We start from the raw sequence: 26,779 nt of genomic DNA, 5'->3' as shown, positions 1-26,779 counted from the left end.
CTGCCGCAGGGCGGGAAGGCGGCGGGACAGGGGGCCGGACGCAGGGCCGGGTGAGGGCGCGAACCGCCGCTCCGGCCGCGTGCGGATGTCACCCGGATCCGGCTCCGACATCGCTGCGCGCATCCCGCGGCTACGGCTTGTAGCCTGATGGCCCAGAGCTGGAGGACACATATGCGTGCCGCGGACGACCCGGACTCCCTCGACCGGGCTACGCGGGATTTCATGGGAGCGCGGCCCCAGCTCTTCGGCATCGCGTACCGCGTGCTCGGCAGCGCCGTGGAGGCCGAGGACATCGTCCAGGAAGCATGGCTGCGGTGGCAGAGGGCCGACCGCTCGGGCATCCGCGAACCGGCGGCGTTCCTGGCCACGGTGACAACCCGTCTGGCGATCAACCTTGCCCGGTCGGCCAGAGTGCGCCATGAGTCGTACACCGGCCCCTGGCTTCCCGAACCCGTCGACACCCGCGCGGATCCGCAGCTGGGCGCGGAACGGGCAGAGGCGCTCGACCTGGCCGTGCTCTTCCTCCTGGAGAAGCTGACCCCCGTGGAACGGGCCGCCTACGTGCTGCGGGAAGCCTTCGACTACCCGTACAGGCGCATCGCCGACATTCTGGAGACGAATGAGCCCAACACGCGCCAGCTGGTGAGCCGCGCCCGGAAGCACCTGTCCGCGGAACGCAGGGAGCCCGTCAGCTCCGACGCCCACCGGCGACTGCTGGAGGTCTTCCTCACCGCGGCACGGACGGGAAGTCTGTCGGCGCTGGAGGACGTACTCACGGCGGACGTCGTCAGCCACTCCGACGGCGGAGGGGTGCGCGGAGCATCCAGGATCCCGGTGGTCGGGCGGCCGCAGGTCTCCAAGTACCTCGTCGCCTTCGCCCCGCGCTTCTGGCCCGGGACGGAGATCCGACGGGTCGAGGCCAACGGAAGGCCGGCCCTCCTCGTCTCGGCCGGCGGCGAGGCCGTGGCACTCCTGTCCGTCGATGCCTCGGCACGCGGCATCGAACACCTCATGTGGGTGATGAACCCCGCCAAGCTGGCTCCGTACGTGAATGCCCTGGACGGGTGAGACGAGCCGCCGCGGCGGCGAACCACCCGGTCCGCGCCCCCTCGGGCGGGGCAGGACTCCTCCGGCGGTTCGCCGGGCAGCCCTTGGTACTCCTCATCGGTGAGGTCACGGCCGAGCACCTGGCGGAGGTCGTCGGCTGCCCGGCCGGTGCGGACCACAGCTCCGGGTGCGCCCCGTGGTCAGCACGGCCAGGCAGCGCGTGTTCTTCAGGCAGTCACTCCCGGCCGTGCCGCCGCTGCTCCTCGCACGCTCGGATCCGGGCTTGGACACGGACATCTGCGGCAAGGCTCCCGGGGAGGACGGTCGAGCCGAAAAGGCGCGCACCGACCAGTTGTTCGACTGTCACGTGCCTGACCTCGGCCATCCGGGTTCCTGCGAGCGACGCGCCCTGCAGATCGGCGTCCAGCAGGTTCGCTTCGTCCAGGACCGCATCGTGGAGGTTGGCCTCACGGAGATCCGCGCCTTCGAGGTCTGCTGCCTGGAGCAGGACATGGTGGAGGTTGGCTCTCCGCAAGTCCGCGTGCTTCAGGTTCGCCGACACGGCATCGGCATCGTGCAGGTTCACGTCTCTGAGATCCGCCCCCTCCAGGTCGGCTCCTGCGATGCTTGCTCGGTGGAGGTTGGCCCCCTCCAGCACCACGGACTGCATGCGAGCGCCTTCCAGATGGGCGCGGTGCAGGTTCGCGCCGGTCAGGTGCGCTCCTCGCAGGTCGGTGATCTTCAGGTCCGTGCGGAATGCCTCGGTGCGAACCGGGCGTCTTCCGAGCACGGTGAAGGCCGCGATGACGTCTTCGGCTGCTCGCTCCGGTCGTGGGCCGTCGCCCCCGTGGTCATCGGGCCGGCCCTCGTGCGCGCCTTGCCGTATGAAGGCTGCCAGGACTTCGACGACGGTCTGATGGTCCCTCTCGCTGTCCCGCATGATGCGCTCGAACGCGTAGATGCCGCAGAGGCGTTCGGTCGGGTTTCCCGACGCCAGGAGTTTGCTGGCCTCGACGTATCTGCCGGTCACATGTCCCTCGCGGGCGAGGTCTGCCTGCTCCCTGTCCGTGCTCCGGACGTGGGCGAACTGTTCCTGACTGTGGTCGTAGAGCCGCTCCGCGTGTTGGTGATTGCGGTGGGTGTAGAAGAGCCCCAGTCCGGCGACCCCTCCGGCTGCGAGGGCGACGAGCATGGTGCGGAATCCGGTGATGATGATTCCGGCGGCCGGTGCCAGCTCGCTGTCCCGGACGTGGCGGCCCTCGAAGAGCCAGGGCCCCCAGATGAGCGCCGCCATGAAGAGTCCGGCCCCGGCCACGCAGCCGCCCCACACCAGCTTCCGTCGCGTCTCGCGCTTCATGGTCGGCATCATGTCCGGCCGATGGTGCGGGCATGCGACGAATCGGCTTGTTCAGAGCTCCTGTTGAGGTTCGCCGCCTTGGACGATCTGTACCGGTTGTAGGACCATGGTGCGGGCGGCGACATCGCCGGAGTCGCGCGTGGCACACCGTGAGAAGCGCTGCTCGCGCCGACGTCGGTCCTGCGGCCGGGCGGAGCGAGGATGCACAGGAGGCCGTCGAAACCCGCCGCACGACAGTCCGGCAGTGAAGGAAGTCCACGATGCGCACGCGAAGGAATACAGCAGATGAGCAGCGAGATCCGGCATCTTCTGGTCATCGGCATCGGCGCCGGTGACCCCGACCACCTGACGTTGGCCGCCGTAAAGGCACTGCGCAGAGCGGACGTCTTCTTCGTTCTGGGCAAGGGCAGCGAGAAGGACTCCCTCACCCGGCTGCGGCGGGACATCCTCGACGAGCACGTGGGGACGGGGTGTCGCGTCGTCGAGGCCGACGATCCCTGGCGTGACCGGTCCCAGGACGCGTTCGCGGGTTACGCCGACGCGGTTCATGACTGGCGGCGCCGACGTGCCGACGTCTGCGAACAGTTGATCCGCGACGAGCTGGCCCCGGGTCGGTGCGGTGCGTTCCTCGTGTGGGGCGACCCGTCGCTGTACGACAGCACCATCGCCATCCTCGAGGACATCCGGCGCCGCGAGCAGGTGGCGTTCGAGTACGAGGTGATTCCTGGGATCAGCAGCGTCTCCGCTCTGGCAGCACGTCACCGGATCAACCTGAACCGGGTCGGACGCTCCGTTCACATCACTCCGGGCCGACGGCTCTCCGAGAGCCTCCCGAACGACGACGGCGACATCGTCGTCATGCTCGACGCGCACGAGAGCTTCCGGCACCTCGCCGGGAGCGGCATATGGATCTACTGGGGTGCGTACATCGGTACCCCGGACGAGATTCTGGTCTCCGGGCCGCTCGACGAGGTGTCGGACCGCATCCGGCGGGTGCGTGCCGAGGCGCGGGCGGAGCACGGGTGGATCATGGACACGTACCTGTTGAGGCTCCACCCCGACGGCGCCGAGGGCTGACGCGGGCGTCGCCTCCTCCCTTCCCGTCCGGCGGCGCCGGGCGGGAAGGGGTGAAGCGGGCCGGTGCCTGGAAGCGGGCGCGTCGGGCGGCGCGGCGGAATGTGGTGAGCACGGCGGGTCCGGCCAGCACGGCCAGAAGGACAGGTTCAGAAGGCGCAGCCGAACATCTGGTACGGCATCCAGGGCCCGACTCCGCCGGTGATCAGCGCGGAGGTGAAGAGCGAGGTGCAGCCGAGGGTGAATCCGAAGCCGGGCCCGTAGACGCGCCCCGCCAGGACGAGAACGAAGAAGACGGTCTCGATACCCGCGGTCCCGGCGCCCAGCGGTCGCAGTGCCGCGTTGACGGCGGACACGACGCCGAGCATGGCGAGGGCCTTGGAGGTGATGCCGCCTTCCGCGATCTCGGAGAGCACCACGCACAGGACGAGGACGAGGAGAACTCCGAAGATGAGCGGCGGCGCGTAGTTCGAGCCATGCGATTTCCCGGGGTCGGACAAAAATGGAAACCCCAGGCCATTCCGCGAGGGACGGATACGGGCATGAACTGATCACCGGATGCCGACATCACGGCAGAACACGCCATCATCGAGATGGGGTTGCGCAATTCTTCTCGAACCGTGCCGTAACGTACCGGCAAGAGAGCCTCCGATATGGCTCGATATAGATGCAGCTGACGACTGAATCAGCCGCGATGGCTGATTCTGTATCTTTGGCGCATGACGAGCATCCAGGTAGCCTGATGCAATTCGGAGAGATAGGCGACTCGACCCTCTGTTCGGAACATGGGGCATCCTCGGAGTGAGTAACCCGGACCTTTTCAAGATGTCACCGGACACAGAACTCTTGGCTGCCTCACCGGTGGCAAACGATACGAACCTCGCCCAGAGCTGGAATGACGGGCGGGCGCCCCCCGGAGAATTCCGCGATGCACCACGGGGGAACGGACGGGCCGGGCGTCGGGGGGCTACGTTCCTGGGCACCCGGCAAGGCAAGCTACACGGTGGTCCGTGCGGGTTCCTGAAGACGTCACCCGGTCCTGAAGCGGCGGTGGAGATTGCGGGCGACGTGCACGCCCGGGCCGCCGAAGCCGACGATGTCGACCTTTCCGTCGCCGGTGATGTCGATGAGGAAGCGCGGGTGGCGGTCGACCCGCCAGCCGCCCGCGTCGTCGTTGTATCCGAATCCCCGGCAGACCAACTGGGCCTGCCCGAACCCGCCGTCGCCGTCGTTGTGCGACACCCAGACCCCTTCGTCGCCGAAGCCGACGATGTCCGGGGCGCCGTCCCCGGTCACGTCGGCGAGGAGCCGGAGGTGCCTCCGGCTCGACCATCCCTGGGCTTGCCCGTAGTCGTTCAGGACGAGTTTCGCGGGCTCGAACGTGCCGTCGCCGCGCCCGCGGGACACGACGACGCCCTGCGGGCCGAACCCGATGATGCCCTGGGGGCCGCCACTGACGGTGCTGGCCAAGAAGCGCGGGTGCTCAGCGACCGAGCTCCAGCCCTGGTCGACCCCGAAGTCGTCAAGGACGTAGAGGGGCTCGGTGAACGCCCCGCCCTCGTCCTGGAGGGACACCCATACGCCGTCGTCGTGGCATCCGACGACATCGAGCCTGCCGTCACCCGTGATGTCACCGAACAAGCGGGGGTGCTTGTCGGTGAGCCAGCCACCCGCTTCGTCGTTGTGGCCGAATGCCCGGAGCACGGGTTCGTCGCCGATCGGCGCGAACGCGCCCTCCTCGTCCTGGAGGGACACCCATACGCCGTCGTCGTGGCATCCGACGACGTCGAGCCTGCCGTCACCCGTGGTGTCGGCGAGAAGGCGGAGGTGCCTGTCGGTGAGCCAGCCACCGGCCTGCTTGCCGTGGCCGAACGCCTTGAGGACCGGTTCGGCACCCGCGGGCGCGAATGTGCCGCCCGCGTCCTGGGCGGACACCCGGACACCTCCGGCGGACAGCACGACGACACTGGGACGGCCCTCGCCCGTGAGGTTCGCGAGGGTCCACAGATCCGCAGGACTCGCAGAGGACGCGGGCGGGTGCAGAACCCGTTCACCGTCGTCGAAGGTCCCGTCCCCTCTGCCGGACGAGGTCACAGCCCCCTTCGCCGGCTTGAGCCCGACGATGTCCGCCCGCCCTGTTCCTGTGGTGTCGGCCAGGAACCGTTCACCCAGCCCCGCCCACCGGTTCCCCTGTCCGGCGGGGAAGGGAGCGGGCCTGTCCGGCTTCCACCCGCCGGCGCTCTGGTCGCTGCCGAACTTCTCCAGGACCAGCAGCACGTTGCTGAAGGAAGGGGCCGCGTCGGCTGCCGGCCGCAGCGCGGTCCTCTCGTGGCCCAGTCGCCAGGACCGCCGGCTGTTCCAGTGGCTCAGCGGCGCCCAGTGCAGCACGAGGTCGCTGGTGCGCTCCGGCTCGGCCGGCACGAGGCGCCACCACTGGCTCCGCGTGCTGTCGTCGTACTCGCCGAGAACGATCCGGGTGTCGTCCGCCCCGGGCTCGGCGAGGCCGAGGACAGCTCCGTCGGCGGCGCCCTCGATGAAGTAGAGGCCCGCTTCGCCCTCTACGGAGACGAGACGCCACTGCTGACTCTTCTTGTTGGCGGCGGCGTCCCACTGACGGATGCCGCGGTCCGCGGCGGCGGGGTTGTCGAGCACCTTGCCGCCGACCGCGTTGCGGATCACATACGCCGGATCGTCCTCCGAGCCCTGCACGGGGACGAACAGCCACTGCTCCGGGCTCGGGCCGTCCTCGGGGTGGTCGCGGACGACGAGTGCCCCGTCCGCGCCCGGTGTGGCCCTGGCGCCGAGGGGTTGCCCCGTTGCGGCGTTGACGATCTCCAGCTTCAGTACGTGCGTGGGCACGGGCATCGTGGTGCCTCTTCCAGGCGGTTGGAGCGACGGCTCGGGACGGCTGCGGAGCGATATCCGCGGATCACGTGAAGACGTGGTGGTAGGGGACGTTCCACTCATTGGGCAGCCGCGGGTAGAAGGTGTTGATGACCGTCCCGGTGAAGTCCCCGCCCCAGTTGTAGGTGAGCCGCACCTCGCTGTCGGCCGCCACCGCGTGGTCCTTGAACCCGAGGATCGCGTCGGGATGGGTGATGGGCACGAAGGTGATCCCGCCCCACGGCGTGACCGTGACGACCCAGAGCTGGGTGTCCTCGATCGCACCGTTCTTGCCCCGCCACTTGTCACCGACCTTCGCGGGAAGACCGACCTGCACCATGTCGGCCGTGCTCTTGGGGGCGTCCTGATGGACGGTGACGCGCCTGCGCTGCGGCTTCGGCAAGCCGTCGTCCCCGCGTCCGCCGTCCGTTCCGGCCGCGTCGCCGGCCTTGGGTGTCACCTGGCCCGCGGCGCTCTCGATGTAATAGAGCGGCCGTTGCCCGAAGAAGCCTCCGGGGGTGATGTGCCAGAGGTGGCCCTGCGCGTCCTTGGTGGCGGGGTCGAGCGCGGTGGCGAGCTTGACCCCCTTGTCGTGACTCTCCTCCTTCAGCTCTGCGGGCCGCAGGTATCCGCCGTTGAAAGCGTGGACGAGCATGACAGGACGGTTCTCGACCAGCGCCGCCACGATCGCGTTGTCGTAGCTGTTCACCGCGACCGGGCCGCCGACCACCAAATTCGACATCGCTGTGCGTTCTTGGGTGTACATCGCGGAAACCTCACCTGTTATCGACGTGGAGAACAACGCTTCGGGCGCTTAGTGCAGTGGTTTATCACGATGGAATCCTTCGGCCTCAGTCATCCTCCGTCGAATCAGCCGTAGAAACGAATACTTGACCGAAGCAAATGCCCTCAAAGCGGTATCGTTCGAGGTCACACCTCATGGGAGAAACGACGAAGTGCTATCGATCGGGTGATCAAGAAGGCCTGGAGAACTTGATCACCCGATGGAGTGCGGTACTTGGACATGCCTTCTCGGGCGACGAGGTCCCTGATAACTTCACTCGTCGGAACACGTGCGCAGATGCCTGGTTCCATTTAACCGAGCGCGGTTTCGGCCAGATCAGTCGAGGACAGAAATTGCCTTCCAACGCGTACAACCTGGAACGGGCCAAGCGCCAGCCGCTGACGAAGAAGAACCTGCGGGAGCTCAACATCGAGCAGACCTGGCAGTCGATCCTGGACCACCCCAACCTGGTCTACGTCGACGACTACGGGGTGCGGCACAAGCCCGTCGGGTTCTCCGTGAACAAGTCACGTTTCGGCGCCTTCCCCGGGACGGCGTTCCAGCTGGGGTGGCTCGCCTACATGAATCTCGGGGAGCCGTTGATCGAGGAGCGGCGCAACATCTCCCAGCCTCCGCCCGACACGTTCTCCTCGCGCACCTACGTCAACCGCAGCCAGTCCGAAATGACCTTCAACGACGCGGTCGACTTCACCGTGTCCAACGGGGCCACGTGGTCGCTCTCCGGGGACTCCAAGCTCACCTTCGGCGGCAGCCTCAGCGCACAGCTCCAACTGCAACTGCAGAGCAAGCTCGGTCTGAACCTTCAGACGCAGCTGGGAACGCAGCTGAAGAACGAGATGGCGAACAAGAACGCGAACACGGTGACGAACAAGAACAGCAAGGACAGCGTGGGGGTGGACAACGCCAACACCGTCGACACGGCGGTGACCAACGGTGCGACGAACTCGGCGTCGGCCTCCATGGCCGGCTCGGTGGACTTCACGACCACGGGCAGCGCCTCCGGTACCGCGGCGCTCAACGCCGCACTGGCCCTCGGCATCGCGGCCTCCGTCGGCGGGTCCCTGACCACCAGTTGGGCCTCGAAATCGCAGATCTCCGGCAAGGTCCCGCCGGGATCACGCGTGGAGACCATCGTCACTCAGCGCCGCGCCCACAAGCAGTACACCTACGAGATCCCGGTGACCTTCTCCGGGCTGCTCGCGGTGAAGTACGACGTGCCGGTAGCGGTCCTGTCTCCCCCGCAGAGCGGGGACCATCCCGGGCTCGACGAGCTGGTCGCCCGCGACATCAGCGACCTCGATCTGGCGGGTGGCGGCTTCCGCATGAAGGGACTGGCCGAAGTCGTCTCCGCCCTGGAGGTCCACCACACGATGTTCGACGGCGAGAGTCTGACCGACAGCGACCGTGCCCCGCACAAGCAGCCCTGACCCGGCGTGCAGCACCGCCACCACGACAACGAGAGGTGACGACCATGGTGTTCGACAACATTTTCGGGTCCGCGGGCAGGGGCGCAGGGCTCTTCTCGGTGATCCCCGACCGCGACAGCGCCCAGCCGGGGGCCGGTGTCGACTTCGAGGATGCGGACGACGAGACGTACGACGACACGAGCACGAGCCTGTTCACCAGCGCGATCCACGGCGCTTCGAACCGGGCGAAGGTCGTGCAGGAGCAGTCACCCGAGGCGCGGGCCGTCCTCGGCTTCCTCGGCTCCTTCATCCGGACCACCCAGGCGTCCGCGGACGCGCAGGCCGCCTACGCCCAGAATCCGGGCTCGGTCGCCACAGCCGCCGCCGCCGGCATGCAGGAGTCGAGCACGACCGTGACCGGGCACGCCGACCTCCAGAAGGACGAGGACCTGGAGAAGCCGAAGAGGAGCGACTTCAAGGCGCCGAAGGCCCCGGCAACCCCTGAAGCGGAGGAGCCTCCCAAAGCGCCCAAGGCGACCGCCGAAAAGCCGTCGGACGCCAAGTAGACACGCGTATCCGAGTGGTCAGGGGCGACGGTCGCCCCTGACCACTCGTCATGCGTCACACAGGGAGCAGCTGCCACTGCCGATCACGTCGGTCGCGCTGCGCCCCGTACTGCTTGATCACCGAAGGCGCGTTGGTGTCGATGCTCAGGAGCAGGCCGCTGTTCCGGTTCGCGATCTCGTACACCCGGGGAGTGTCGGTCACCGGGCCCGCGGGGATGAGCCGCCACTGCTGGTGATCCGCTCCACTCCCTTCGTACGCGCGCTGAGCGACCACCGCCCCGTCCGACGTGCCTCCTCCTACGACTTCCAGGACCTTGCCGCTGCGGAGGTTCTCGATCCGGTACAGGACCTCGCCGTCGTCCTGGCCCGCGGCCACCAGACGCCACTGCTGATGTGACCTGGACGCGGCGAGGGACTGGTGGATCTCCGCGCCGTCCTTCATGGACTCACGCAGCACCCCCATCCGCAGCCTGCTGCGGACGTTGGCCCACGAGACCGCCGCACCTGAGTCCGGCAGCCCGGCCATCCTCGCCGACACGATCCTGCGGATCCGGTTGTTGAGGTAGTCGGCCACGTAGAGGGTGTCGACGCAGTCCACCGCGAGCCCCAAGGGGTTGTTCAGCTGGGCCGACAGAGCGGGGGCTCCGTCACCGCTGAAGCCCCCTGTGCCCGTGCCTGCGACGGTGGTGATCTTCCCGTCGGCCGAGACCATGCGGACGCGGTGATTGTTGTGGTCGGAGATGTAGAGGGTGCCGGTGCTGTCCACCACGATGGCCAGGGGAGAGTTCAGCCGGGCTTCCGTAGCCGGCGCCCCGTCACCACTGAAGCCGGCCACGCCCGTGCCGGCGACCGTGGTGATCTTCCCGTCGGCTGCGATCTTCCGGATCCGGTGGTTACCGGCGTCGGCGACATAGAGGTCGCCGCCCTCGTCCACCACCACCTGGCGGGGGCAGTTCAGCTGGGCGGAGGCGGCAGGACCGTCGTCACCCCGGTACCCGGCGACACCGGTCCCCGCGACCGTGCCGATCTTGCCGTCGGTCGTGATCCGCCGGACCCGGTGGTTGCTGTAGTCGGAGAAGTAGACGATGCCGGTACTGTCCACCGCAATCCCCAACGGAAGGTTCAGCCGGGCCGCGGTGGCGGGGCCGCCGTCCCCGCTGAAGCCCGCGACTCCTGCCCCGGCGATGGTGCTGATCTTCCCGTCGGCTGTGATCTTGCGGATCCGGTGGTTGCTGGAATCAGTGACGTAGAGAGCATCCGCGCTGTCCACCGCGATCTGGCGAGGGCAGTTCAGCTGGGCGGAGACAGCAGGACCGTCGTCACCCCGGTACCCGGCGACACCGGTCCCCGCGACCGTGCCGATCTTGCCGTCGGTCGTGATCCGCCGGACCCGATGGTTGCTGTAGTCGCAGAAGTAGACGGTGCCGGTGCTGCCCACCGCGATCCCGTACGGGCGGTTCAGTTGAGCCGAGACGGCTGGTTCGCTTTCTCCCTTGAACCCCGGGGCCCCGGTACCGGCGACCGTGCTGATCGGGAAGGTGGAGCCCTCGGCGCTTGTGCTGCTCATCGTCATCCCCTCGTCGTTTCACCAACCGCTCGATACCAGCGGTTATCACCCAACTCCAGCACGACACAGGGGTATCCGACGGGCAAGATCACTAACGGGTGCCTCCTCCAACGCGGGTTGACGCCTGTCGCACACCTCGGAAGCCGGTGCCCGCCCAGCCGAACACTGTGCCCTGTGCCGAGTGCCGAGTGCCGCGAGGTGACGTGCGGTTGCAGGGACCGCCTCCACCGGGCCGGGGTCGCGGGCATCCGGAACCCCTCAGAGCTGTCGTCCTGGCCGAGCGGTCGACACCGTAGGAGAGCGGCCGCTACCCAGCACACGCGTGTGGCCCCGAACCTGCTCCTCGGGGCCACACGGTTGTGAACACGCGACTCAGACCATGCGAGTCCCGACCGGAATGCGCGACGATCCCTGCGCGGCGGGAAACGGTGAGCACGGTCGCGGCGCCGCAGGCCGTCCCTCTCGGGAGGGCCCGTCGAAAGCCGCGCAGAGACGGTCCCGCTCTTCGCCCAGCATCCGGGCGAGCTGCTGGAGATCCTCCTTGTACTCCGTCACCGCTCCCCCGCGAGGTCGACCTCCTCACGGTGCACCGGTGCCGCATCCACCACGTCGGAGCGGCGCCATGGGTGCTCACCGGGTGCCGCCACAGCACGCCACCAGGCATCCGAGGGAAGCTCCCCGGACGGTTCGAACGGCTCACCCGGGCGGGGGAACGCCACCGGCTGCCCCACCTCCCCAGCAGCATCCTTCATCCACTCCCCCGGCTCCGACCACGGATGCGGGGCGAGGTTGAAGGTGCCCCAGTGGATCGGCAGCAGCGCGCCGTGCGGCCGACCGCCCTGGAGGTCCAGGTGCGCCCGCAGCCCCTCGGCCGGTGTCATGTGGATGTCCGGCCAGTACTCCGAATAGGCGCCGACCTGGATCATCGTCGCGTCGAAGGGGCCGTGCTCGGCCCCGATGTCCTTGAACCCGGAGAAATAGCCGGTGTCCCCGCTGTGGTACACGCGGTGCTCCGGGCCCGCGACGACCCACGACGCCCAGAGCGTGTGCTGCTGGTTGCGCAGTCCTCGGCCGCAGAAGTGCCGCGCGGGGGTGGCGGTCAGGCTGATGCCGGCGATCTGCACGGTCTCGTTCCAGTCGAGCTCGTGGATCCGGTCCAGGGGCACCCCCCACCGCTCCAGGTGGGCGCCGACGCCGAGCGGCACCGCGAAGACCGTGTCCGTGCCGGCCAGGGCCTTGATCGTGGGCAGGTCGAGGTGGTCGTAGTGGTCGTGGGAGATCACGACGGCGTCGACCGGCCCCATCGCTGCCAGCGGCAGCGGCGCGGGGTGCAGTCGCTTGGGTCCGGCGAAGGCGAAGGGTGAGCAGCGGTCGCCCCAGACCGGGTCGAAGAGCACCCGGCGGCCGTCGATCTCGGTGAGCACGCTGGAGTGACCGAGCCAGGTGACCCGCAGGCCCGTCGCCGGCGGCGAGGCCAGGTCGGCCAGGGTCGTGGCGTGGACGGGCACGGTGCCGAGCGGGGATCTGCGGGCCCGCTGCTCCTTGTGGAAGTAGACCTTGGCGAACTCGATCATGGAGCCGGACGGCCTGGTCCGCGCCCCTTCGGGGTTCTGGAAGACTCCGTCGGCGAAATTGGGAGAGCGGCGGATCCGCTCCATCCGGGCACCGGCCGGGTCCGCCCCGAAGGCGTCCGGGCGCAGCGAGCGGAGTCGGGTACGGAGCGAGGGCTGATCGTCGGCGCCGGTCACAACATCTCCAGGGGGAGTCGGTGTCGTCTCATTATGGTCGGGAGGTACGACAGGGCGAGAGCTCGCCGGTGAACGGAGCAGGGCCGGACGCTCGCCCGGACCGGTGTCGCGAGTGGTGACACCTCAGGCACGGGGCAGGCCGTAGACATGATCGATCCGCAGGGTCAGGACGACCCTGCGGTCCTGGACCATCACGCGGCGGTAGTCGTCCCAGTCCGGATGCTCGCCCCGGACGTCCCGGTAGAGGGTGATCAGCCGCTCCACCACCGCGTCGTGCGGATCCGCGGCGGGCGGTGTGAGCTCGGCGGTGGCATCGGCCACGGTCCAGGCCCGGCGGTCCTCGCTGGTCACGTGGTAGCTCGCCCGGGGGTCCCGGCGGAGGTTTCGGGTCTTCGCCCGGTCCTCCGTGACGGACACACGGAGCACTCCCTCATCGGGGTAGTAGGCGTGGTTCACGTTGGACAGCTGCGGCCCGCCGTCACGCTTGAGGGTGACCAGCACCCCGCCGTCGCGCTCCCCGAGGAGTCGGAGCAGCGCCTCTCGGCCCGGTTCGAAGTCACTCATGCCGGATCCAACGTCCGTGCCCCTCGCAGGATTCCGCATCCGGGCTCCGGTCACGTCACATCCGTGGGCCGGACGCGTTCACATCCGTGGGCCGGACGCGTTGACATCCGTTGCCGCCCATCCGGATACTGACCCGCTGTTCAGTACCTCGACCCTGCAGATCCCCCGAGGAGCCGCTCTGTGACGTCCCCCTTCCCCGCCCCACTGATCACCCTGACCTGGACGGACCATGTCACCGGCACTCAGGGACACCTCGTCGTGGACCGTCTGGTGCGCGGTGTGTCGAGCGGGGGTCTTCGGATGCGGAAGGGGTGCACCCTCACGGAGGTCGCGGGCCTGGCGAGGGGTATGACCATGAAGGAGGCCCTGCACTTCGACCCCGAGGACACGGGCGCGCGCTACATCCCGCTGGGTGGCGCCAAGGGGGGCATCGACTGCGATCCGCTCGATCCGGCCGCGTACGGGGTGCTCGTGCGCTTCCTCAGGGCGATGCGCCCGTACGTGGAGAACGTCTGGACGACCGGCGAGGATCTCGGGCTCAGCCAGGACCTCGTCGACCGGGCGGCGGCGGAGGCCGGGCTCGTCTCGACGGTCCAGGCGGTCTACCCCCTGCTGGACGACGAGGCGGGGGCCCGGCGACGGCTGGCGGACGCCTTCGCCGTGACAGTGGACGGGCTCGGTCTCGACGAGCTGGCCGGCGGGTGCGGGGTCGCGGAATCCGTCCTCACCGCGCTCGACCGGGCGGGCCTGCCGCACGCCGGGGCACGGGTGTCCCTGCAGGGATTCGGCACCATGGGAGGGGCGACGGCGCGCTTCCTCTCCCGGGCCGGGCTGACCGTCGTCGCGATCGCCGACGTGAAGGGCACGATCGCCGACCCGTCCGGTCTGGACGTCGAGGCGCTGTTGGCCGCGCGTGACGCGCACGGGACGGTGGACCGCGGGGCGCTGCCGAAGGGGTGCCGGGAGCTGCCCGCCGACGCCTGGCTGGCCACCGATGCGGAGGTGCTGGTGCCGGCGGCCGTGTCGTACGCCGTGAACACCGTGAACCAGGCTTCGGTCAGGGCCCGTTGGGTGGTCGAGGCGGCGAACATGCCGGTGCTGCCGGAAGCGGAGTCGCTCCTCGCTGATCGAGGCATCGCGGTGCTCCCCGATGTGGTCGCCAACTCCGGCACGAACGCCTGGTGGTGGTGGACGCTGTTCGGGGACATCGGGGCCGATGCCGAGGAGGCGTTCGGACACATCCGCCACTCCATGCGCACCCTCGTCGACCGCGTACTGGACCGGGCGGCGGCGGACGGCTGCACTCCACGGGCGGCCGCGCACGCGCTCGCCGCGGACCGGCTGCCGGTGATGGCGGAGCGCTTCGGCTGGTACCGGTAGGCCGTCAGGCACCGGGGCGGCCCCCGGGCCGGTGCGTTGGTTAGGGTGACGCCGTGGCGAGAGTGCGGCTGAGCGTGGCGGAGCGTCGTGAGGAGTTGCTGCGCGCTGCCGTCGAACAGATCGAGGTCCGGGGTGTGTCCTCCGTCCGGATCGCCGATGTGGCCGCTGTTCTCGGGGTGAGCAACGCACTGGTGCTCTACCACTTCTCGTCGAAGGAGAAGCTGGTGGCCGCCGCGTTCGCGTATGCGGCGGAGGCCGATCTCGCCCACCTGCGCAAGCTGCTGACCCGCCGCACCAGCGCCGTCCGGCGGCTCCGTGCCGCCGTCCGCTGGTACGCGCCGACCGGCCAGGCCAAGGGCTGGCGGCTGTGGATCGAGGGCTGGGCGTCGTCCCTGCGTGACCCCGTGCTGCGGGAAGTGGCCGGTGATCTCGACCAGCAGTGGAAGGCCGAGCTGGCCGAGGTCATCGAGGAGGGCGCCGCGGCGGGTGAGTTCCACTGCGAGGACCCGATGTCCGTGGCCTGGCGGCTGACCGCCCTCCTGGACGGCCTGGCCGTCCAGATGACGTCGTACGCGGGTCCGCTCTCCCGGGCCACCATGTTGCTGTGGACCGAAGAAGCGCTCGCCCGCGAACTCGGCATCGACCACGAGGTACTGACCGGCTGAGTGAGCCCGTCGCGGGCCGTACGGGGGCCCGTCGCCCATCGGCTCGTGCCCATCGGCCCCCGCCCGGCGTCCGCTCCCCTCCGTCAGTCGTCGACCACCACCGGTGACGGCGCGTCAGAGAGGCAGCAGGTCGGGGCGCTTGGCCTCGACGTGGTCTCCGGAGGATTCCCCGCGCAGCCGCCGCCCGATCCACGGGACGAGGTACTCACGCGCCCACTGGATGTCGTCACGGCGCACCTCGAAGGCCCCCCGGTGGATCTGCGGAGGCCACACCTGGTCCGGGTCGGCCGGCCCGTCGAGTCCGAGGACCTGGGCGGCGCGCAGCGCGACCAGGGTGTGTCCCTCGGCCGACAGGTGCAGCCGGTCGCTGTCCCACGCCCGCCGGTCCTGCACGGACCGAAGGGACCACAGGTCCAGGACCGGGCAGTCGTAGCGGTCGGCGATGGACCGGACGTGCGCGGTGAACATGGCGATCTTGCCCCGCAGGTGCTTGAGCACCGGGATGCCCCGGGTGTCGAAGCCGGTGGTGACCATGACGGTGCCGACGGACTGCGTCAGCTCGGCGACCGCACGCTCGAAGCGTTCCGCCACGTCGTCCGGGTCGGAACCGGGACGGAGGATGTCGTTGCCGCCGGCGCAGAAGCTCACCAGATCAGGTGCCAGCTCCTTGGCCCGGGGGACCTGTTCCTCGACTATCTGGTCGAGGAGGCGTCCGCGTACGGCGAGATTGGCGTACCGGAAGTTCCCGTGCGGGTCGTCCACGGGGCCGACCACCGCATCGGGGACCGGGAGCTGGTCGGCGAGGAGGACCGCGAACCGGTCCGCCCAGCCGACGAGCGTCCCGCCAGGGCCGGGGTCTCCGACGCCCTCGGTGAAGCTGTCGCCAATCGCTGCGTACGACCCGATGATGCCTCGTTGTTTGTTTCTCGAATCGTCTGCCACAAGGGCCTATCCTGCACCTTCGATTGTGACCTACGCGACCGTAATAAGGGGTTGACGGGTGGTGAGAAAGACCACCCGGTCAGTTTTTGGTAAAGCCGGAATAAGGAGAGGGGCGGGGCGCGTCGGCGCCCCGCCCCTCTCCTCCACCCTCAGGTGGCGCGTCTCAGATGGAGACGCCGTGCGAACGCAGGTAGGCGATCGGGTCGACGTCCGAGCCGTAGCTCGGGCCGGTCCGGACCTCGAAGTGGAGGTGCGGGCCGGTGGAGTTGCCGGTGGAGCCGGAGAGGCCGATCTGCTGGCCTCCGGTGACGGTCTGACCGGCCGAGACCTCCAGCGAGGACAGGTGCGCGTACTGGGAGTACATGCCGTCGCTGTGCTGGATGACGACCTCGTTGCCGTACGAGCCGCTCCAGCCGGCGGAGACCACGGTGCCCTGGCCGATGGCCCGGACGCTGGTGCCCGAGGCCGCCTGGAAGTCCGAGCCGGTGTGGTAGCCGCTGGACCAGCTGGCGCCGGCGGCGCGGTACTGGGTGGTGACGTTGGGGTTCTCGACCGGGGTGGCCCAGCCGGAGCCGTTGCTCTCCGAGGCGGCGGAGTCGGCGGTCTTCGCTGCCGCCTGCTCGGCCGGAGCGGCGGCCTTGGCCTTCGGCGCGGCCTTGGAGGGCGCGGCCTCGGCGGAGCCGGATGCCTTGGCGCCGAGCGTGAGCTTCATGCCCGGGACGATCAGCCTCGGGTTCTCGCCGACGACGTCGCGGTTGTCCTTGTACAGCTTCTGCCAGCCGCCCTTGACCTTCTGGTCGGCCGCGATCTTCGCGAGGTAGTCGCCGGAGACCACGGTGTAGGTCTTCGCGGAGCTCTTGGCCGCGGATGCGGGCGCACTGTGAGCGGCAGCCGACTTGGCGGCCGGAGCGGCCTGCTCGGCAGCGTGGGCGCCGGTGGCGCCGATCAGCGGGAGGGCGAGGACGGCGCCGCCGGTCCCTGCGGCAAGGACGCCTCGGGAGATCGGGCCGGTCTTCGTACGACGGTGCTTGCCTTTTGCGGGCATGGGGAAATTCCTCTCCGGCGCCTGCGAGGTGAGCTGTCGGGTTCGGACTGGAGATGCCCGGCCGCGCGGTGCGCGTCTTGACCCCAAGCCGTACCGGATCCCTCCGGCCGGCGGCCTACCTGGTTCCCCCGCTCCTGCCACACGTGAGTCGGTGCGGATTCCGGGCGGCGGCAGGATTAGGCGTTCCGTCCGGATTGACCGTGACCGTAAGCGCACCGGGACGCCGCGAACAAGCCTCGGATTGCGGACCGGAATCGACGCTTCATTTCCGGGCCCGAATTCCCGTCACACTCCGTGGATTACGGATCTTCGCTTTCCGCGTGGCGTCCGGAATGCCTGTCGGAATCTTCACCACGCACCGTCACGTATATGATCCCGCTCACCCGCCTCACCCCATCTCCCGTACAAGCGGGGCATGTTCCGCTAAATGCACCAATACGGACATGTCATGCCCACCGCCCCGTGGGGCGGCGACCGAGACGGTTGCCTGATGCAGCCATGTCGTATCGTCGCGGGCGTGCCCCCGTCGGCGAGCGGCGCCGACGCCCGACACTCCAGGAGCCCTTGTGACGCAGCTGCCAGAGGTCCCCCCGGCCGGCCCGGAGCCGACGGACGTCGGCCTGACCGGCGTCCGCAACTTCCGCGACGTCGGCGGGCTTCCGACCACGGACGGCCGCACCGTGCGCTACGGGCGCCTCTATCGCAGCGGCCATCTCGCCCATGCCACGGAGGCGGACACCGCGTTCCTCTCCGGGCTCGGCCTGCACACGGTCTTCGACTTCCGCAACGCGGCCGACCACAAGCTCGACGGGCTCGACGTGGAGTTGCCCGGCGTCCGGAATGTCAGCATTCCTCTCTCCGATCCGGCCGACGGCGCGGAGTTCTGGCGGCTGGTGCGCGACGGGAACATCCAGCAGCTGCGCTCGATCCTTGCCGGCGACAAGGGGACGGACCGCATGATCGCCTCGTACCGCTCGATCATCAAGGACCGCACCGCCGAACACAGCCGCGTGCTGCACGCCCTCGCCCAGGACAGCGTGCCCGCGCTGATGCACTGCGCGGCGGGCAAGGACCGGGCGGGCCTGTCCGTCGCGGTCTCCCTTCTTGCGGTCGGCGTCGAGAAGGAGGCCATCGAGGCCGACTACCTGAAGTCGAACGACGCGCACCGCCGCTACAAGGTGAAGCGCAGCGACTCCTCCCCGGTGGGAATGTCCGAAGAGGTGATGGAGCTGCTCAATCCCCTCTTCGGCGCACGCGCCGACTACCTCGCCGCGGCGTTCGCCACCATCGAGGAGGTCTGGGGCAGCACGGACCGCTACTTCCTCGAAGGACTGAAGATCAGCCCCGAGACCCGCGCGCAGCTGCGTGAGCGGCTCGTCGAGGACGCGTGAACGCGGCGGAGGTCAGCCCTTCCCCGCCACGGTGAAGAGCAGGAAGAGGAAGGCCGCGACCACGTGGCCGGCCACCAGGTAGGCGAAGAGCCGGATCACGACGCCGCGGGGCATCCGCCGCTCCTGCGTGTCCGCGCTCCTCGCCCTGCGCGGGGTCAGGGGGTCGTAGTGCTCCGAATCGGGCATGTCGGTCCTCTCTTCCGGCCCTCCGGGACCGGTGTGACGAACAGGGCGGGGGCTTACGGGGACGGGCGTGCGGGGATTCAGAGCCGGTGGATCCCGCTGCCCAGGCACAGCTCGGCGGCGGGGCTCTGCAGCAGGGTGTGGACGAAGAGCAGGCGCACCCCACCGGCGTCGAGCGCCGCGATCCGGTGCGGCGTGAGCGAGTCGAAGTGCGCGCTGTCCCCCGGACCGAGGTCGTGCACGGTCTCGCCGAGCACGACCCGGAGCCTGCCGTCGAGGACGTACAGCCACTCCTCGCCGGGGTGGACACGGACGAGGTCGCCCTCGGTGCCGTACGGGACGTGGACCCGCAGAGCCTGCATGGCGCGGCCCGCTCCACCGGCCTGCCGGTAGACCCAGCCGCCCGCCTCGGTGCCGCGCGGTGCGTCCCCGGGCGGGCCTCCGCGGACGATCGCGTCACGTTCGGGCGGCATCTCGCCGAGGAGCTCGGAGACGGTCGTACCGTAGACACGGGCCAGGCCGAGCAGCATCGGCAGCGAAGGCTGCCTGCGGCCCGTCTCGAGCCGGGAGAGGTGGGCCGGCGAGAGACCGGCCCGTCCGGCCGCCGCCTCCAGGGTGAGGCCGCGGTTGCGACGCAGGTCGCGGAGGCGGGGCGCGACCCCGGGGAGCTCGTCGGCCACCCCTCCGTCAGGAGGATTCATGCCTCCATTGAGCCAGGAGCTTTCCTCCGAGGCAAATTAATTGCCTCGGAGGCAAAAGGCTCAGCGGTTGGCGACAGCCTGTTTCACCAGTGTCCGGCCGAAGTCCCACATCAGCCCGCCCCCGTTGTGCGCGTCGTCCATGACGGCGGTGAACGCGGTCACGAAGCGGTCGACTTCGGGCTCTCCGATGATCAGCGGCGGGATCAGTTTGATCACTTCCAGGTGATCTCCCGAGACCTGGGTGAGGATCCGGTGCTTCTGGAGCAGCGGCACCACCACCATCTGCGCGAACAGCCCCTTGCGGGCCGCCTGGAGCATCGTCCAGCGGCTGCGGAGCTTGAGGGAGGACGGCCGGCCGAACTCGATGCCGATCATCAGCCCGCGCCCGCGCACCTCGTGCAGCAGCTCGTAGCGGCCGACGAGCGCGGCGAGCCGTTCGCGCAGCAGATCGCCGGTGCGGCGGGCGTTCGCGACGGTCTCCTCCTGCTCCATCACCGTGAGGACGGCGAGGCCGGCCGCCATGGCCTGGGCGTTGGAACCGAAGCTCGCGGAGTGGACGAGGACCCGGTCCATGGAGGAGTAGACACGCTTGAAGATCCAGTCCTTGCCGAGCGTGGCTCCGACCGGCACGTACCCGCCGGAGAGCGCCTTGGCGACGCAGAGCAGATCCGGCTCGACTCCCTCCTCGTGCTGGTAGGCGTAGAAGTCCCCGGTCCTGCCGAGCCCGGTCTGCACCTCGTCGGCGATGAGCACGGCCTTGTGCCGGTGGAGCAGTTCCTGCGCCTCCCGCAGGAAGCCGGGCGGCGGGGCGTGGACCCCCTTGCCCTGGACCGGCTCCACGACCAGTCCGGCCACGTCACCGCGCTTGAGCTCACGCCGCAGGGCGTCGAGGTCGCCGAGCGCGATGGCCGTATCGGGCAGCAGGGGTGCGAACCCGTCCCGGAAGCCCTTCTCCCCGTTGACGGACAGCGAGCCGGTGGTCAGCCCGTGGAAGGCGTGGTCGCAGTAGAGGATCCGTGGCTTGCCGGTCGCGTACCGGGCGAACTTCAGCGCCGTCTCGACCGCCTCCGTGCCGCTGTTGCCGAAGAACACCCGGTCCAGGTGCGGGCTGTGCGCCAGCAGCTTCTCCGCCAGCAGCCCGGGCAGCGGCTGGCAGTCGAAGCGGGTGAGGTCGGCGAGCGACGCGTCCAGGACGTCGTGGAGCGCCTTGCGTACGACGGGGTGGTGCCTGCCGAGCCCCATCACGCCGAAACCGGCGAGCATGTCGAGGTAGTCGTTGCCCTCCGCGTCCCAGAAGTACGCGCCCTCGGCCCGTTCGTAGACCTTGTCGAAACCGAGGGTGTGAAGCATCCGCGGCAGCTGGTGGTTGAGGTGGCGGGTGTGCAGCTCGTAGCGCTCGGCACCCCGATCCGCGAGGAGCCGAGCCAGATCGAAACCGGGCTCTTCGTCCTTCATGACCCGTTCTCCTTCGGCACGTTCCGCTCTCCCACTGCCGTGCGGCGCTCCAGCGCCGCGCCGATGGGTCCGGCGATCTCCACCGGGGTGAGCCCGATCTCGGCCAGCACCTCACCGCGCCCTGCGTGCCCGAGGAACTCCTCGGGGATGCCGAAGGTCCGCAGCGGTACGTCGACGCCCGCGTCCCGCAGGGCCTGTCCGACGGCCCAGCCGACACCGCCGGTCCTGCTGTTGTCCTCGACGACCGCCACCAGCCGGTGCCGCGCGGCGAGCGGGGGCAACTGCTCGTCGACCGGTTTGACCCAGCGCGGGTCGACGACCGTGCAGCGGATTCCGGACCCGGCGAGCAGGTCGGCCGCCTGCAGGCAGAGCGGGGCGAGCACCCCGACGGCCACCAGCAGGACGTCCGGGTCCGGGGCCCGGTGCAGGACGTCCATCCCGCCGATCCTCCCGACGGCCGCCACCGGCTCCCCCACCGACTCCTTGGGGAACCGGATCACCGTCGGCGCGTCGTCCACCCCGACGGCCTCGCGCAGTTCCTCCCGCAGCCGGTCGGCGTCGCGCGGGGCCGCGATCCTGAGCCCCGGGACGACCTGGAGCACGGACATGTCCCACATGCCGTTGTGCGAGGGGCCGTCGACGCCGGTGACGCCGGCCCGGTCCAGGACGAAGGTCACCCCGCACCTGTGGAGGGCCACGTCCATCAGCAGTTGGTCGAAGGCCCGGTTGAGGAAGGTGGCGTAGACGGCGACGACCGGGTGCAGACCGCCGGTGGCCAGACCCGCGGCGGAGACCGCGGCATGCTGCTCGGCGATCCCGACGTCCCAGATCCGGTCGGGGAACTCCGCCGCGAAGCGCGTCAGCCCGACCGGGTGCAGCATGGCCGCGGTGATCGCGACCACGTCCGGGCGCTCGGCACCGATCTCCGCAATCTCGTCGCCGAACACCGAGGTCCAGGTCGGTGCGGCGGGCACCACGAGCGGCTCGCCGGTCAGGGGGTCCATCCTGCCGACCGTGTGGAAGCGGTCGGCGTCGTCGGCCAGGGCGGGCGCATAGCCGCGGCCCTTCTCGGTGATGCAGTGCACCAGCACCGGGCCGTGGAACCGCTTGGCCCGCCCCAGTGCTGACTCGACGGCGGTGGTGTCGTGCCCGTCGACCGGGCCGACGTACTTCAGGCCCAGGTCCTCGAACAGGCCCTGCGGGGCGAACGTGTCCTTGAAGCCCTTCTTCGCACCGTGCAGCGATCCGTACAGCGGGGGCCCGATGACCGGCGTCTGCTGGAGCACACCCTTGCCCCAGGACAGGAAGCGCTCGTAGCCGTCGGTGGTGCGGAGGATGGCGAGATGGTTCGCCAGGCCGCCGATGGTGGGGGCGTACGAGCGCTCGTTGTCGTTGACGACGATGATCAGCGGGCGGTCCCTGGCCGCGGCGATGTTGTTGAGAGCCTCCCAGGCCATGCCACCGGTGAGGGCCCCGTCGCCGACGACCGCCACGACATGACGTCGGCGGCCCAGCACCTCGTCGGCCTTCGCGAGGCCGTCGGCCCACCCCAGCACCGTGGAGGCGTGGGAGTTCTCGATGACGTCGTGCTCGGACTCCTCGCGGGACGGATAGCCGGAGAGTCCGCCCTTGCTGCGCAGCTTGGAGAAGTCCTGACGCCCCGTCAGCAGCTTGTGCACATAGCTCTGGTGCCCGGTGTCCCAGAGGACACGGTCCACGGGGGAGTCGAAGACCCTGTGGAGGGCGATGGTGAGTTCGACGACCCCGAGGTTGGGGCCGAGATGACCGCCCGCCCTCGTCACGGCCCGGATCAGGAACTCCCTGATCTCCTGAGCCAGTTCATCGAGTTCCGGTCGGCTCAGCGCCTTGAGATCCTGCGGCCCCTTGATGGATTCCAGCATCGTCACGCCCGGGCCCCTCTCTCTGGTCCTGTCATCGGCTCACGGTCACGGCCGGGATCCGGTGGGGGCTCCCGCCTCCTGCGTCGCACCGCCGAACGGACGTACGCGTCGTCGTCATCGGCCGGCGCCCGCACCGGCACGCCCCCGCGCCGCCGCCACCGGCCGGAGCCGGGTGCGCCGCGCGGGGCGGCGCACCGCGAGCGGCCGGGCCGGCGGCGCGGGGAGAGTGACGGCCGGCTCTCCCGTGGTCATGGCGTCACCGGTTCCCGCCGATCGTCTCCCGTGCCGCTCGCAGGGATTCCTTCAGCGATCCCATGGTGGCGAGCACCGCGGTGGGCTCGTAGCCGCAGTGCGCCATGCAGTTGGCGCAGCGCGGGTCCTTGCCCCGGCCGTACTTGTCCCAGTCGGTGTCCTCGATCAGCTCCCGGTAGGTCGGGACGTACCCGTCGCTCATCAGGTAGCAGGGCCGCTGCCAGCCGAAGAGCGAGTAGTTGGGGATCGCCCACGCCGTGCAGGGGAAGTCGGCCTTGCCCTCCAGGAAGTCCAGGAAGAGCGGGGAGTGGTTGAGCCTCCAACGGCTGCGGTTGCCGCCGGCGAAGGACTTCTTGAAGAGCTCGCGGGTCTGCTCGACGCCCAGGAAGTGCTCCTGGTCGGGTGCCTTCTCGTAGGCGTAGGCGGGCGAGATCATCATCTCGTCGACCTGCATCTCGTCGTTGAGGAAGTTCAGCACCTCGATGACGGTCTGCGGGGTGTCCGTGTTGAAGAAGGTGGAGTTGGTGGTGACCCGGAAGCCGCGCCGCTTGGCCTCCTTCATCGCCTCCACCGCCTCGTCGAAGACGCCTTCCTTGGCGACCGATTCGTCGTGCCGCTCGCGCAGCCCGTCGATGTGCACCGCGAAGGCGAAGTAGGGGGAAGGCGTGAACTTCTCGAGCTTCTTGCGCATGAGCATCGCGTTGGTGCAGAGGAAGACGTACTTCTTCTTGGCCACCAGCTGACGCACGATCTCGTCGATCTGAGGGTGCATCAGGGGCTCACCACCGGCGATGGAGACCATCGGGGCACCTGATTCCAGCACCGCCCCGACCGCCTGCGCGACCGGCATGCGCTGTTTCAGCACTCCGGCCGGGTGCTGGATCTTGCCACAGCCCTCACACGCCAGATTGCAGGCGAACAAGGGCTCCAGCTCGACGATCAGCGGGAACTTCTCCCGCTTGCGGAGCTTCTGTTCGAAGAGATACGTCGCGACCTTGATGGACTGACGGAGCGGCATGGCCATCTGGGCTCACCTCCTGGGGAGCAGCAAAGAACGGTGCCATTCATGAAATGCCGGAAGGACGGCACGGAGAACACGGAATGCCGATATTCCACCGCGGACCGTGCCGATACGGACGAGCTCATGCTCTGGAGCGTCCACGACCACCCGTACGGCCGCAACCGGGCGTGGCCCGGTCCGTACGGCGGTGCGGAGAGTGGCGGCGGACTCCATGTCCACCGCGATGGCACCGGCGGCCCGGAGGCCGGCCCGCTCGGGCCCCCGGACGACGTGCCCGGATCCGGTCAGCGGGCCCGTGTGGACCGTGCGCCCGGGCACCGCTCTGACCAGCGCGTCGACGAGCAGCCCGGTCCCCGTGCAGGGCGTGGTGCCGCCGGCGTCCCGGGTCTCCTCGGCCACCACGAGGTCGCCCGGGTGCATGCCGGGCTCCAGCCCGGCGCAGAAGCCGGAGGCGATGACCGCCGTGCCCCCGGCCCCGTTCAGCCCCAGGGCCTCCCGGACGGCGTTCTCGGCGGCCCGGGGTCCCATCCCGGACCGGATGATGCTGACCGGCCCGGGACCGGGGAGACCGCTCTTCCTGCCCGTACGCAGGGCGAAGCGCTCGATGCCGAGCGCACAGGCGATCAACAGCGGTGTGACGGGGCGGGGCGGCTCCTGTGCACCACCCACGGGCTCAGGCCCCCTTACCGGCACCGGCGCCGATACCGGTGGCGGTGGCGAAGGGGTCTCCGTACACGTACCGGCCGAGGGCGGTGAGAGGGAACACCTGCCGGTAGAGGTGGTAGTTGATGGAGAAGTCCCAGGGGAAGCCGGTTCCGGTGAAGTGCGGCTCGTCCCAGGAACCGTCCGCCTGCTGGGTCTCCGCCAGCCAGCCGACGCCCCGCTCCACGGACCTGCTCTCCCGCTCCCCCGCCGCCAGGAGCGCGAGCAGTGCCCACGCGGTCTGGGACGCCGTCGAGCTGCCGTGGCCGATCCACTTCTCCTCACGGTAGGAGCGCAGGTCCTCGCCCCAGCCCCCGTCGTCGTTCTGGACGGATCTCAGCCAGTCGACGGCCCGCCTCACCGCGGGGTGCGCGGCAGGCAGCCCGGCGGCGATCAGCGCGGGCACCACGGATCCCGTTCCGTAGATGTAGTTGACGCCCCACCTGCCGAACCACGCCCCGCTCGCCTCCTGTTCGGCGAGCAGCCACTCGATGCCCCGGCGGGTGCGGGGGTCCTGCGCCCGGCCCTCGACGGCGAGCATCTCCACCACGTGCCCGGTGACGTCGGCCGACGGGGGGTCGATGACCTCACCGAAATCGCAGAACGGCAGCCTGTTCGGGAAGGGGCTGGTGTTGTCCGCGTCGAAGGCTCCCCAGGCACCGTTGCGCGACTGCATGCCGAGGTTCCAGCGCACCCCTCGCTCGATGGCGCCCTCGATCCTCGCGGGGTCGGGGTGACGGACGCGGCGCAGCGCCAGGACGACTTCGGCGGTGTCGTCGATGTCGGGGTAGTTGCTGTTGTGGAACTCGAACGCCCAGCCGCCCGGGGCGAGTTCGGGCCTGCGTACGGACCAGTCCCCGGGCCGTACGATCTCCTCGCCGAGCATCCAGTCGGCTGCCCTCACGAGCGCCGGGTGATCGGGGCTCACTCCCGCGTCGGCGAGGGCGATGGTGGCGAGGCAGGTGTCCCAGACCGGGGACTGGCAGGCCTCGACCATGCGGGCGCCGTCCTCACGCCACACGGTGAACCGGTCGAGCGACTCGAGGCCGGCCCGCATGACCGGGTGGTCGAGGTCGTAGCCGAGCAGGTGCAGGGCGATGACCGAGTACACGGCGGGCGGCTGGATGCCGCCCCAGCAGCCGTCGTTCTCCTGGCGCTCGATGATCCAGCGGGCGGCCGCGTTCATGGCGACGCGGCGCAGGCCGCGCGGGGCCACCTTGTGGTAGAGGTGCAGTGCCTTGTCGAGTCTCTGGAAGAGGCCGTCCCAACTGACCGCGGGCGCCGTGGGTCCGGGCGGGTTGGGGCACGTCGGATCGGTGTGCAGCTCGTCCAGGGCGAAGGGGGCCGGGCGTACGGGCCGCTTCGCGGACACGATGGTGAGCGGCACGATGGTCTGGCGGGCCCAGCAGCCGAAGTCGTAGATGTTGAGCGGGACCCACTTCGGGAAGAACATCAGCTCGGGAGGGAGCTCCGGCAGGTCGTCCCACTTCCACCAGCCGAAGAGCGCGAGCCAGATCCGGGTGAACACCCGGGATTCCGCGATGCCGCCCTGTTCCCTGACCCAGCCCGCCGCTCGGATCATGTGGGGGTCGTCCGGCCGGTCCCCCGCGAGCCTCAGGGCGACGTAGGCCTCGATGGTGGCGGAGAGGTCGGGCGGACCTTCGTAGAAGGTGTTCCAGGTGCCGTCGCCGAGTTGCTCGCCCCGGATGAAGCGGGCGGCGGCCTTGACCGTGTCCGGGTCCTGGATGCCCAGGAACTGACGGAGCAGCAGGTCCTCGGCGTCCATGGTGACGTTGGTGGCGAGGTCGCCCTTCCACCACCCTTGCTCGTCCTGCCTGCCGAGGAGGTGCTCCACCGAGCGTTCCGCGGCCAGCCGCGCGACGGCGAACATGTCGTCCGCGGCGATGGTTGATTCGGCCGGATCGCAGGCCGGGGCTGCGCGGAGGTGCGCGGCCCCGGTGCTTCCGTCGGTCGTCGCTGTCATGGCTTCCCCTTCGTGCAGTTTGGTCCTCTGCTGTGCTGGGGTCTCCGTCGGGGGGGGGCCCCAGGGGGGGCCCCCCCCCCCCGCGGCGACAAAAATGGTTGGGGTGCTATAATTTTTAAGACAACCCAAAACGCGCGCAG

General features: G+C 69.6%; 22 protein-coding genes, 1 pseudogene and 1 riboswitch. Of the genes and pseudogenes, 7 read left to right on the top strand and 16 right to left on the bottom strand.

Annotated features, from left to right (window positions below; translation table 11 throughout):
- Positions 1 to 171 precede the first annotated feature (171 nt).
- Positions 172 to 1,068 (top strand): RNA polymerase sigma-70 factor, encoded by an 897-nt coding sequence (locus ACFUNE_RS28860; protein ID WP_383574070.1) that lies wholly within the window; start codon positions 172 to 174, stop codon positions 1,066 to 1,068.
- Between the two features lie 214 nt (positions 1,069 to 1,282).
- Here the strand turns inward: ACFUNE_RS28860 and ACFUNE_RS28855 are convergent, their stop codons facing one another.
- A complete protein-coding gene (locus tag ACFUNE_RS28855) occupies positions 1,283 to 2,404 on the bottom strand; it encodes a pentapeptide repeat-containing protein (RefSeq protein ID WP_383574068.1) in 1,122 nt (373 codons plus the stop codon).
- Between the two features lie 285 nt (positions 2,405 to 2,689).
- Here ACFUNE_RS28855 and cobF point away from each other — a divergent pair, with 285 nt between their 5' ends.
- On the top strand, positions 2,690 to 3,481 hold the full coding sequence (cobF, locus tag ACFUNE_RS28850) for a precorrin-6A synthase (deacetylating) (protein ID WP_383574066.1): 792 nt from the start codon (positions 2,690 to 2,692) through the stop codon (positions 3,479 to 3,481).
- On the opposite strand, the pseudogene ACFUNE_RS28845 reads toward cobF, so the two are convergent.
- From ACFUNE_RS28845 to ACFUNE_RS28835, 3 genes and pseudogenes are all read right to left on the bottom strand, one after another.
- Positions 3,432 to 3,987: pseudogene (locus ACFUNE_RS28845) on the bottom strand (hypothetical protein); the annotation flags it as partial. The gene cobF and the pseudogene ACFUNE_RS28845 sit on opposite strands and share 50 nt — an antisense overlap.
- Positions 3,988 to 4,507: 520 nt before the next feature.
- On the bottom strand, positions 4,508 to 6,343 hold the full coding sequence (locus tag ACFUNE_RS28840) for an FG-GAP-like repeat-containing protein (RefSeq protein ID WP_383574064.1): 1,836 nt from the start codon (positions 6,341 to 6,343) through the stop codon (positions 4,508 to 4,510).
- Between the two features lie 64 nt (positions 6,344 to 6,407).
- The gene (locus tag ACFUNE_RS28835) at positions 6,408 to 7,127 is read right to left on the bottom strand and encodes a hypothetical protein (RefSeq protein ID WP_383574062.1); all 720 of its coding nucleotides are present in this window, start codon (positions 7,125 to 7,127) and stop codon (positions 6,408 to 6,410) included.
- A 371-nt stretch (positions 7,128 to 7,498) separates the two neighbouring features.
- Here ACFUNE_RS28835 and ACFUNE_RS28830 point away from each other — a divergent pair, with 371 nt between their 5' ends.
- Positions 7,499 to 8,593 carry a hypothetical protein gene (locus tag ACFUNE_RS28830; protein WP_383574060.1) on the top strand — a complete coding sequence of 365 codons (1,095 nt, stop codon included), beginning with the start codon at positions 7,499 to 7,501 and terminating at the stop codon, positions 8,591 to 8,593.
- A 44-nt stretch (positions 8,594 to 8,637) separates the two neighbouring features.
- Positions 8,638 to 9,138, top strand: coding sequence for a hypothetical protein (locus tag ACFUNE_RS28825; RefSeq protein WP_383574058.1), 501 nt, complete (start codon positions 8,638 to 8,640; stop codon positions 9,136 to 9,138).
- Between the two features lie 55 nt (positions 9,139 to 9,193).
- Here the strand turns inward: ACFUNE_RS28825 and ACFUNE_RS28820 are convergent, their stop codons facing one another.
- From ACFUNE_RS28820 to ACFUNE_RS28810, 3 genes are all read right to left on the bottom strand, one after another.
- Positions 9,194 to 10,711: an RICIN domain-containing protein gene (locus ACFUNE_RS28820; protein ID WP_383574056.1), complete on the bottom strand. Its 1,518-nt coding sequence runs from the start codon at positions 10,709 to 10,711 to the stop codon at positions 9,194 to 9,196.
- Positions 10,712 to 11,256: 545 nt separating this feature from the next.
- Positions 11,257 to 12,453, bottom strand: a complete 1,197-nt coding sequence (locus tag ACFUNE_RS28815) for an MBL fold metallo-hydrolase (protein WP_383574054.1) — start codon at positions 12,451 to 12,453, stop codon at positions 11,257 to 11,259.
- A gap of 123 nt (positions 12,454 to 12,576) precedes the next feature.
- Positions 12,577 to 13,017 carry a PPOX class F420-dependent oxidoreductase gene (locus ACFUNE_RS28810; protein ID WP_383574052.1) on the bottom strand — a complete coding sequence of 147 codons (441 nt, stop codon included), beginning with the start codon at positions 13,015 to 13,017 and terminating at the stop codon, positions 12,577 to 12,579.
- A 180-nt stretch (positions 13,018 to 13,197) separates the two neighbouring features.
- On the opposite strand from ACFUNE_RS28810, the gene ACFUNE_RS28805 reads away from it, so the two are divergent.
- Positions 13,198 to 14,397 carry a Glu/Leu/Phe/Val dehydrogenase dimerization domain-containing protein gene (locus ACFUNE_RS28805; RefSeq protein ID WP_383574050.1) on the top strand — a complete coding sequence of 400 codons (1,200 nt, stop codon included), beginning with the start codon at positions 13,198 to 13,200 and terminating at the stop codon, positions 14,395 to 14,397.
- Positions 14,398 to 14,450: 53 nt separating this feature from the next.
- Complete coding sequence (locus ACFUNE_RS28800) at positions 14,451 to 15,062, top strand: TetR/AcrR family transcriptional regulator (protein WP_383574048.1); 612 nt, start codon at positions 14,451 to 14,453, stop codon at positions 15,060 to 15,062.
- 114 nt (positions 15,063 to 15,176) lie between these two features.
- Here the strand turns inward: ACFUNE_RS28800 and ACFUNE_RS28795 are convergent, their stop codons facing one another.
- A complete protein-coding gene (locus ACFUNE_RS28795; RefSeq protein WP_383574046.1) occupies positions 15,177 to 16,004 on the bottom strand; it encodes an SGNH/GDSL hydrolase family protein in 828 nt (275 codons plus the stop codon).
- A gap of 163 nt (positions 16,005 to 16,167) precedes the next feature.
- Positions 16,168 to 17,049, bottom strand: a complete 882-nt coding sequence (locus ACFUNE_RS28790; RefSeq protein WP_383574044.1) for a peptidoglycan DD-metalloendopeptidase family protein — start codon at positions 17,047 to 17,049, stop codon at positions 16,168 to 16,170.
- Between the two features lie 3 nt (positions 17,050 to 17,052).
- Positions 17,053 to 17,213, bottom strand: a riboswitch (cyclic di-AMP (ydaO/yuaA leader).
- A 402-nt stretch (positions 17,214 to 17,615) separates the two neighbouring features.
- Between ACFUNE_RS28790 and ACFUNE_RS28785 the strand changes: the two genes are divergently transcribed.
- Positions 17,616 to 18,440, top strand: coding sequence for a tyrosine-protein phosphatase (locus tag ACFUNE_RS28785; protein WP_383574042.1), 825 nt, complete (start codon positions 17,616 to 17,618; stop codon positions 18,438 to 18,440).
- Between the two features lie 12 nt (positions 18,441 to 18,452).
- Here ACFUNE_RS28785 and ACFUNE_RS28780 read toward each other — a convergent pair whose 3' ends face one another.
- From ACFUNE_RS28780 to shc, 7 genes are all read right to left on the bottom strand, one after another.
- Entirely contained in the window at positions 18,453 to 18,626 is a 174-nt protein-coding gene (locus tag ACFUNE_RS28780; protein WP_383574040.1) for a DUF6126 family protein, read from the bottom strand.
- Between the two features lie 77 nt (positions 18,627 to 18,703).
- The gene (locus ACFUNE_RS28775; RefSeq protein WP_383574038.1) at positions 18,704 to 19,324 is read right to left on the bottom strand and encodes a helix-turn-helix domain-containing protein; all 621 of its coding nucleotides are present in this window, start codon (positions 19,322 to 19,324) and stop codon (positions 18,704 to 18,706) included.
- A gap of 60 nt (positions 19,325 to 19,384) precedes the next feature.
- Positions 19,385 to 20,779, bottom strand: a complete 1,395-nt coding sequence (locus tag ACFUNE_RS28770; RefSeq protein WP_383574036.1) for an aspartate aminotransferase family protein — start codon at positions 20,777 to 20,779, stop codon at positions 19,385 to 19,387.
- On the bottom strand, positions 20,776 to 22,686 hold the full coding sequence (gene dxs, locus ACFUNE_RS28765; protein ID WP_383574034.1) for a 1-deoxy-D-xylulose-5-phosphate synthase: 1,911 nt from the start codon (positions 22,684 to 22,686) through the stop codon (positions 20,776 to 20,778). The genes ACFUNE_RS28770 and dxs overlap by 4 nt, the downstream gene beginning before the upstream one ends.
- Before the next feature lie 250 nt (positions 22,687 to 22,936).
- Positions 22,937 to 23,956 carry an adenosyl-hopene transferase HpnH gene (hpnH, locus tag ACFUNE_RS28760; RefSeq protein ID WP_383574032.1) on the bottom strand — a complete coding sequence of 340 codons (1,020 nt, stop codon included), beginning with the start codon at positions 23,954 to 23,956 and terminating at the stop codon, positions 22,937 to 22,939.
- 6 nt (positions 23,957 to 23,962) lie between these two features.
- On the bottom strand, positions 23,963 to 24,622 hold the full coding sequence (locus ACFUNE_RS28755) for a 1-hydroxy-2-methyl-2-butenyl 4-diphosphate reductase (RefSeq protein ID WP_383574031.1): 660 nt from the start codon (positions 24,620 to 24,622) through the stop codon (positions 23,963 to 23,965).
- 4 nt (positions 24,623 to 24,626) lie between these two features.
- Positions 24,627 to 26,639, bottom strand: coding sequence for a squalene--hopene cyclase (shc, locus tag ACFUNE_RS28750; protein ID WP_383574029.1), 2,013 nt, complete (start codon positions 26,637 to 26,639; stop codon positions 24,627 to 24,629).
- Between the last annotated feature and the right edge of the window lie 140 nt (positions 26,640 to 26,779).

Source organism: Streptomyces sp. NPDC057287, assembly GCF_042667905.1.
In the GTDB taxonomy this organism is placed as follows: Bacteria; Actinomycetota; Actinomycetes; order Streptomycetales; family Streptomycetaceae; genus Streptomyces.
Note: the sequence above shows the minus strand (reverse complement) of the source record. Positions and strands in the feature narration are given on the sequence as shown.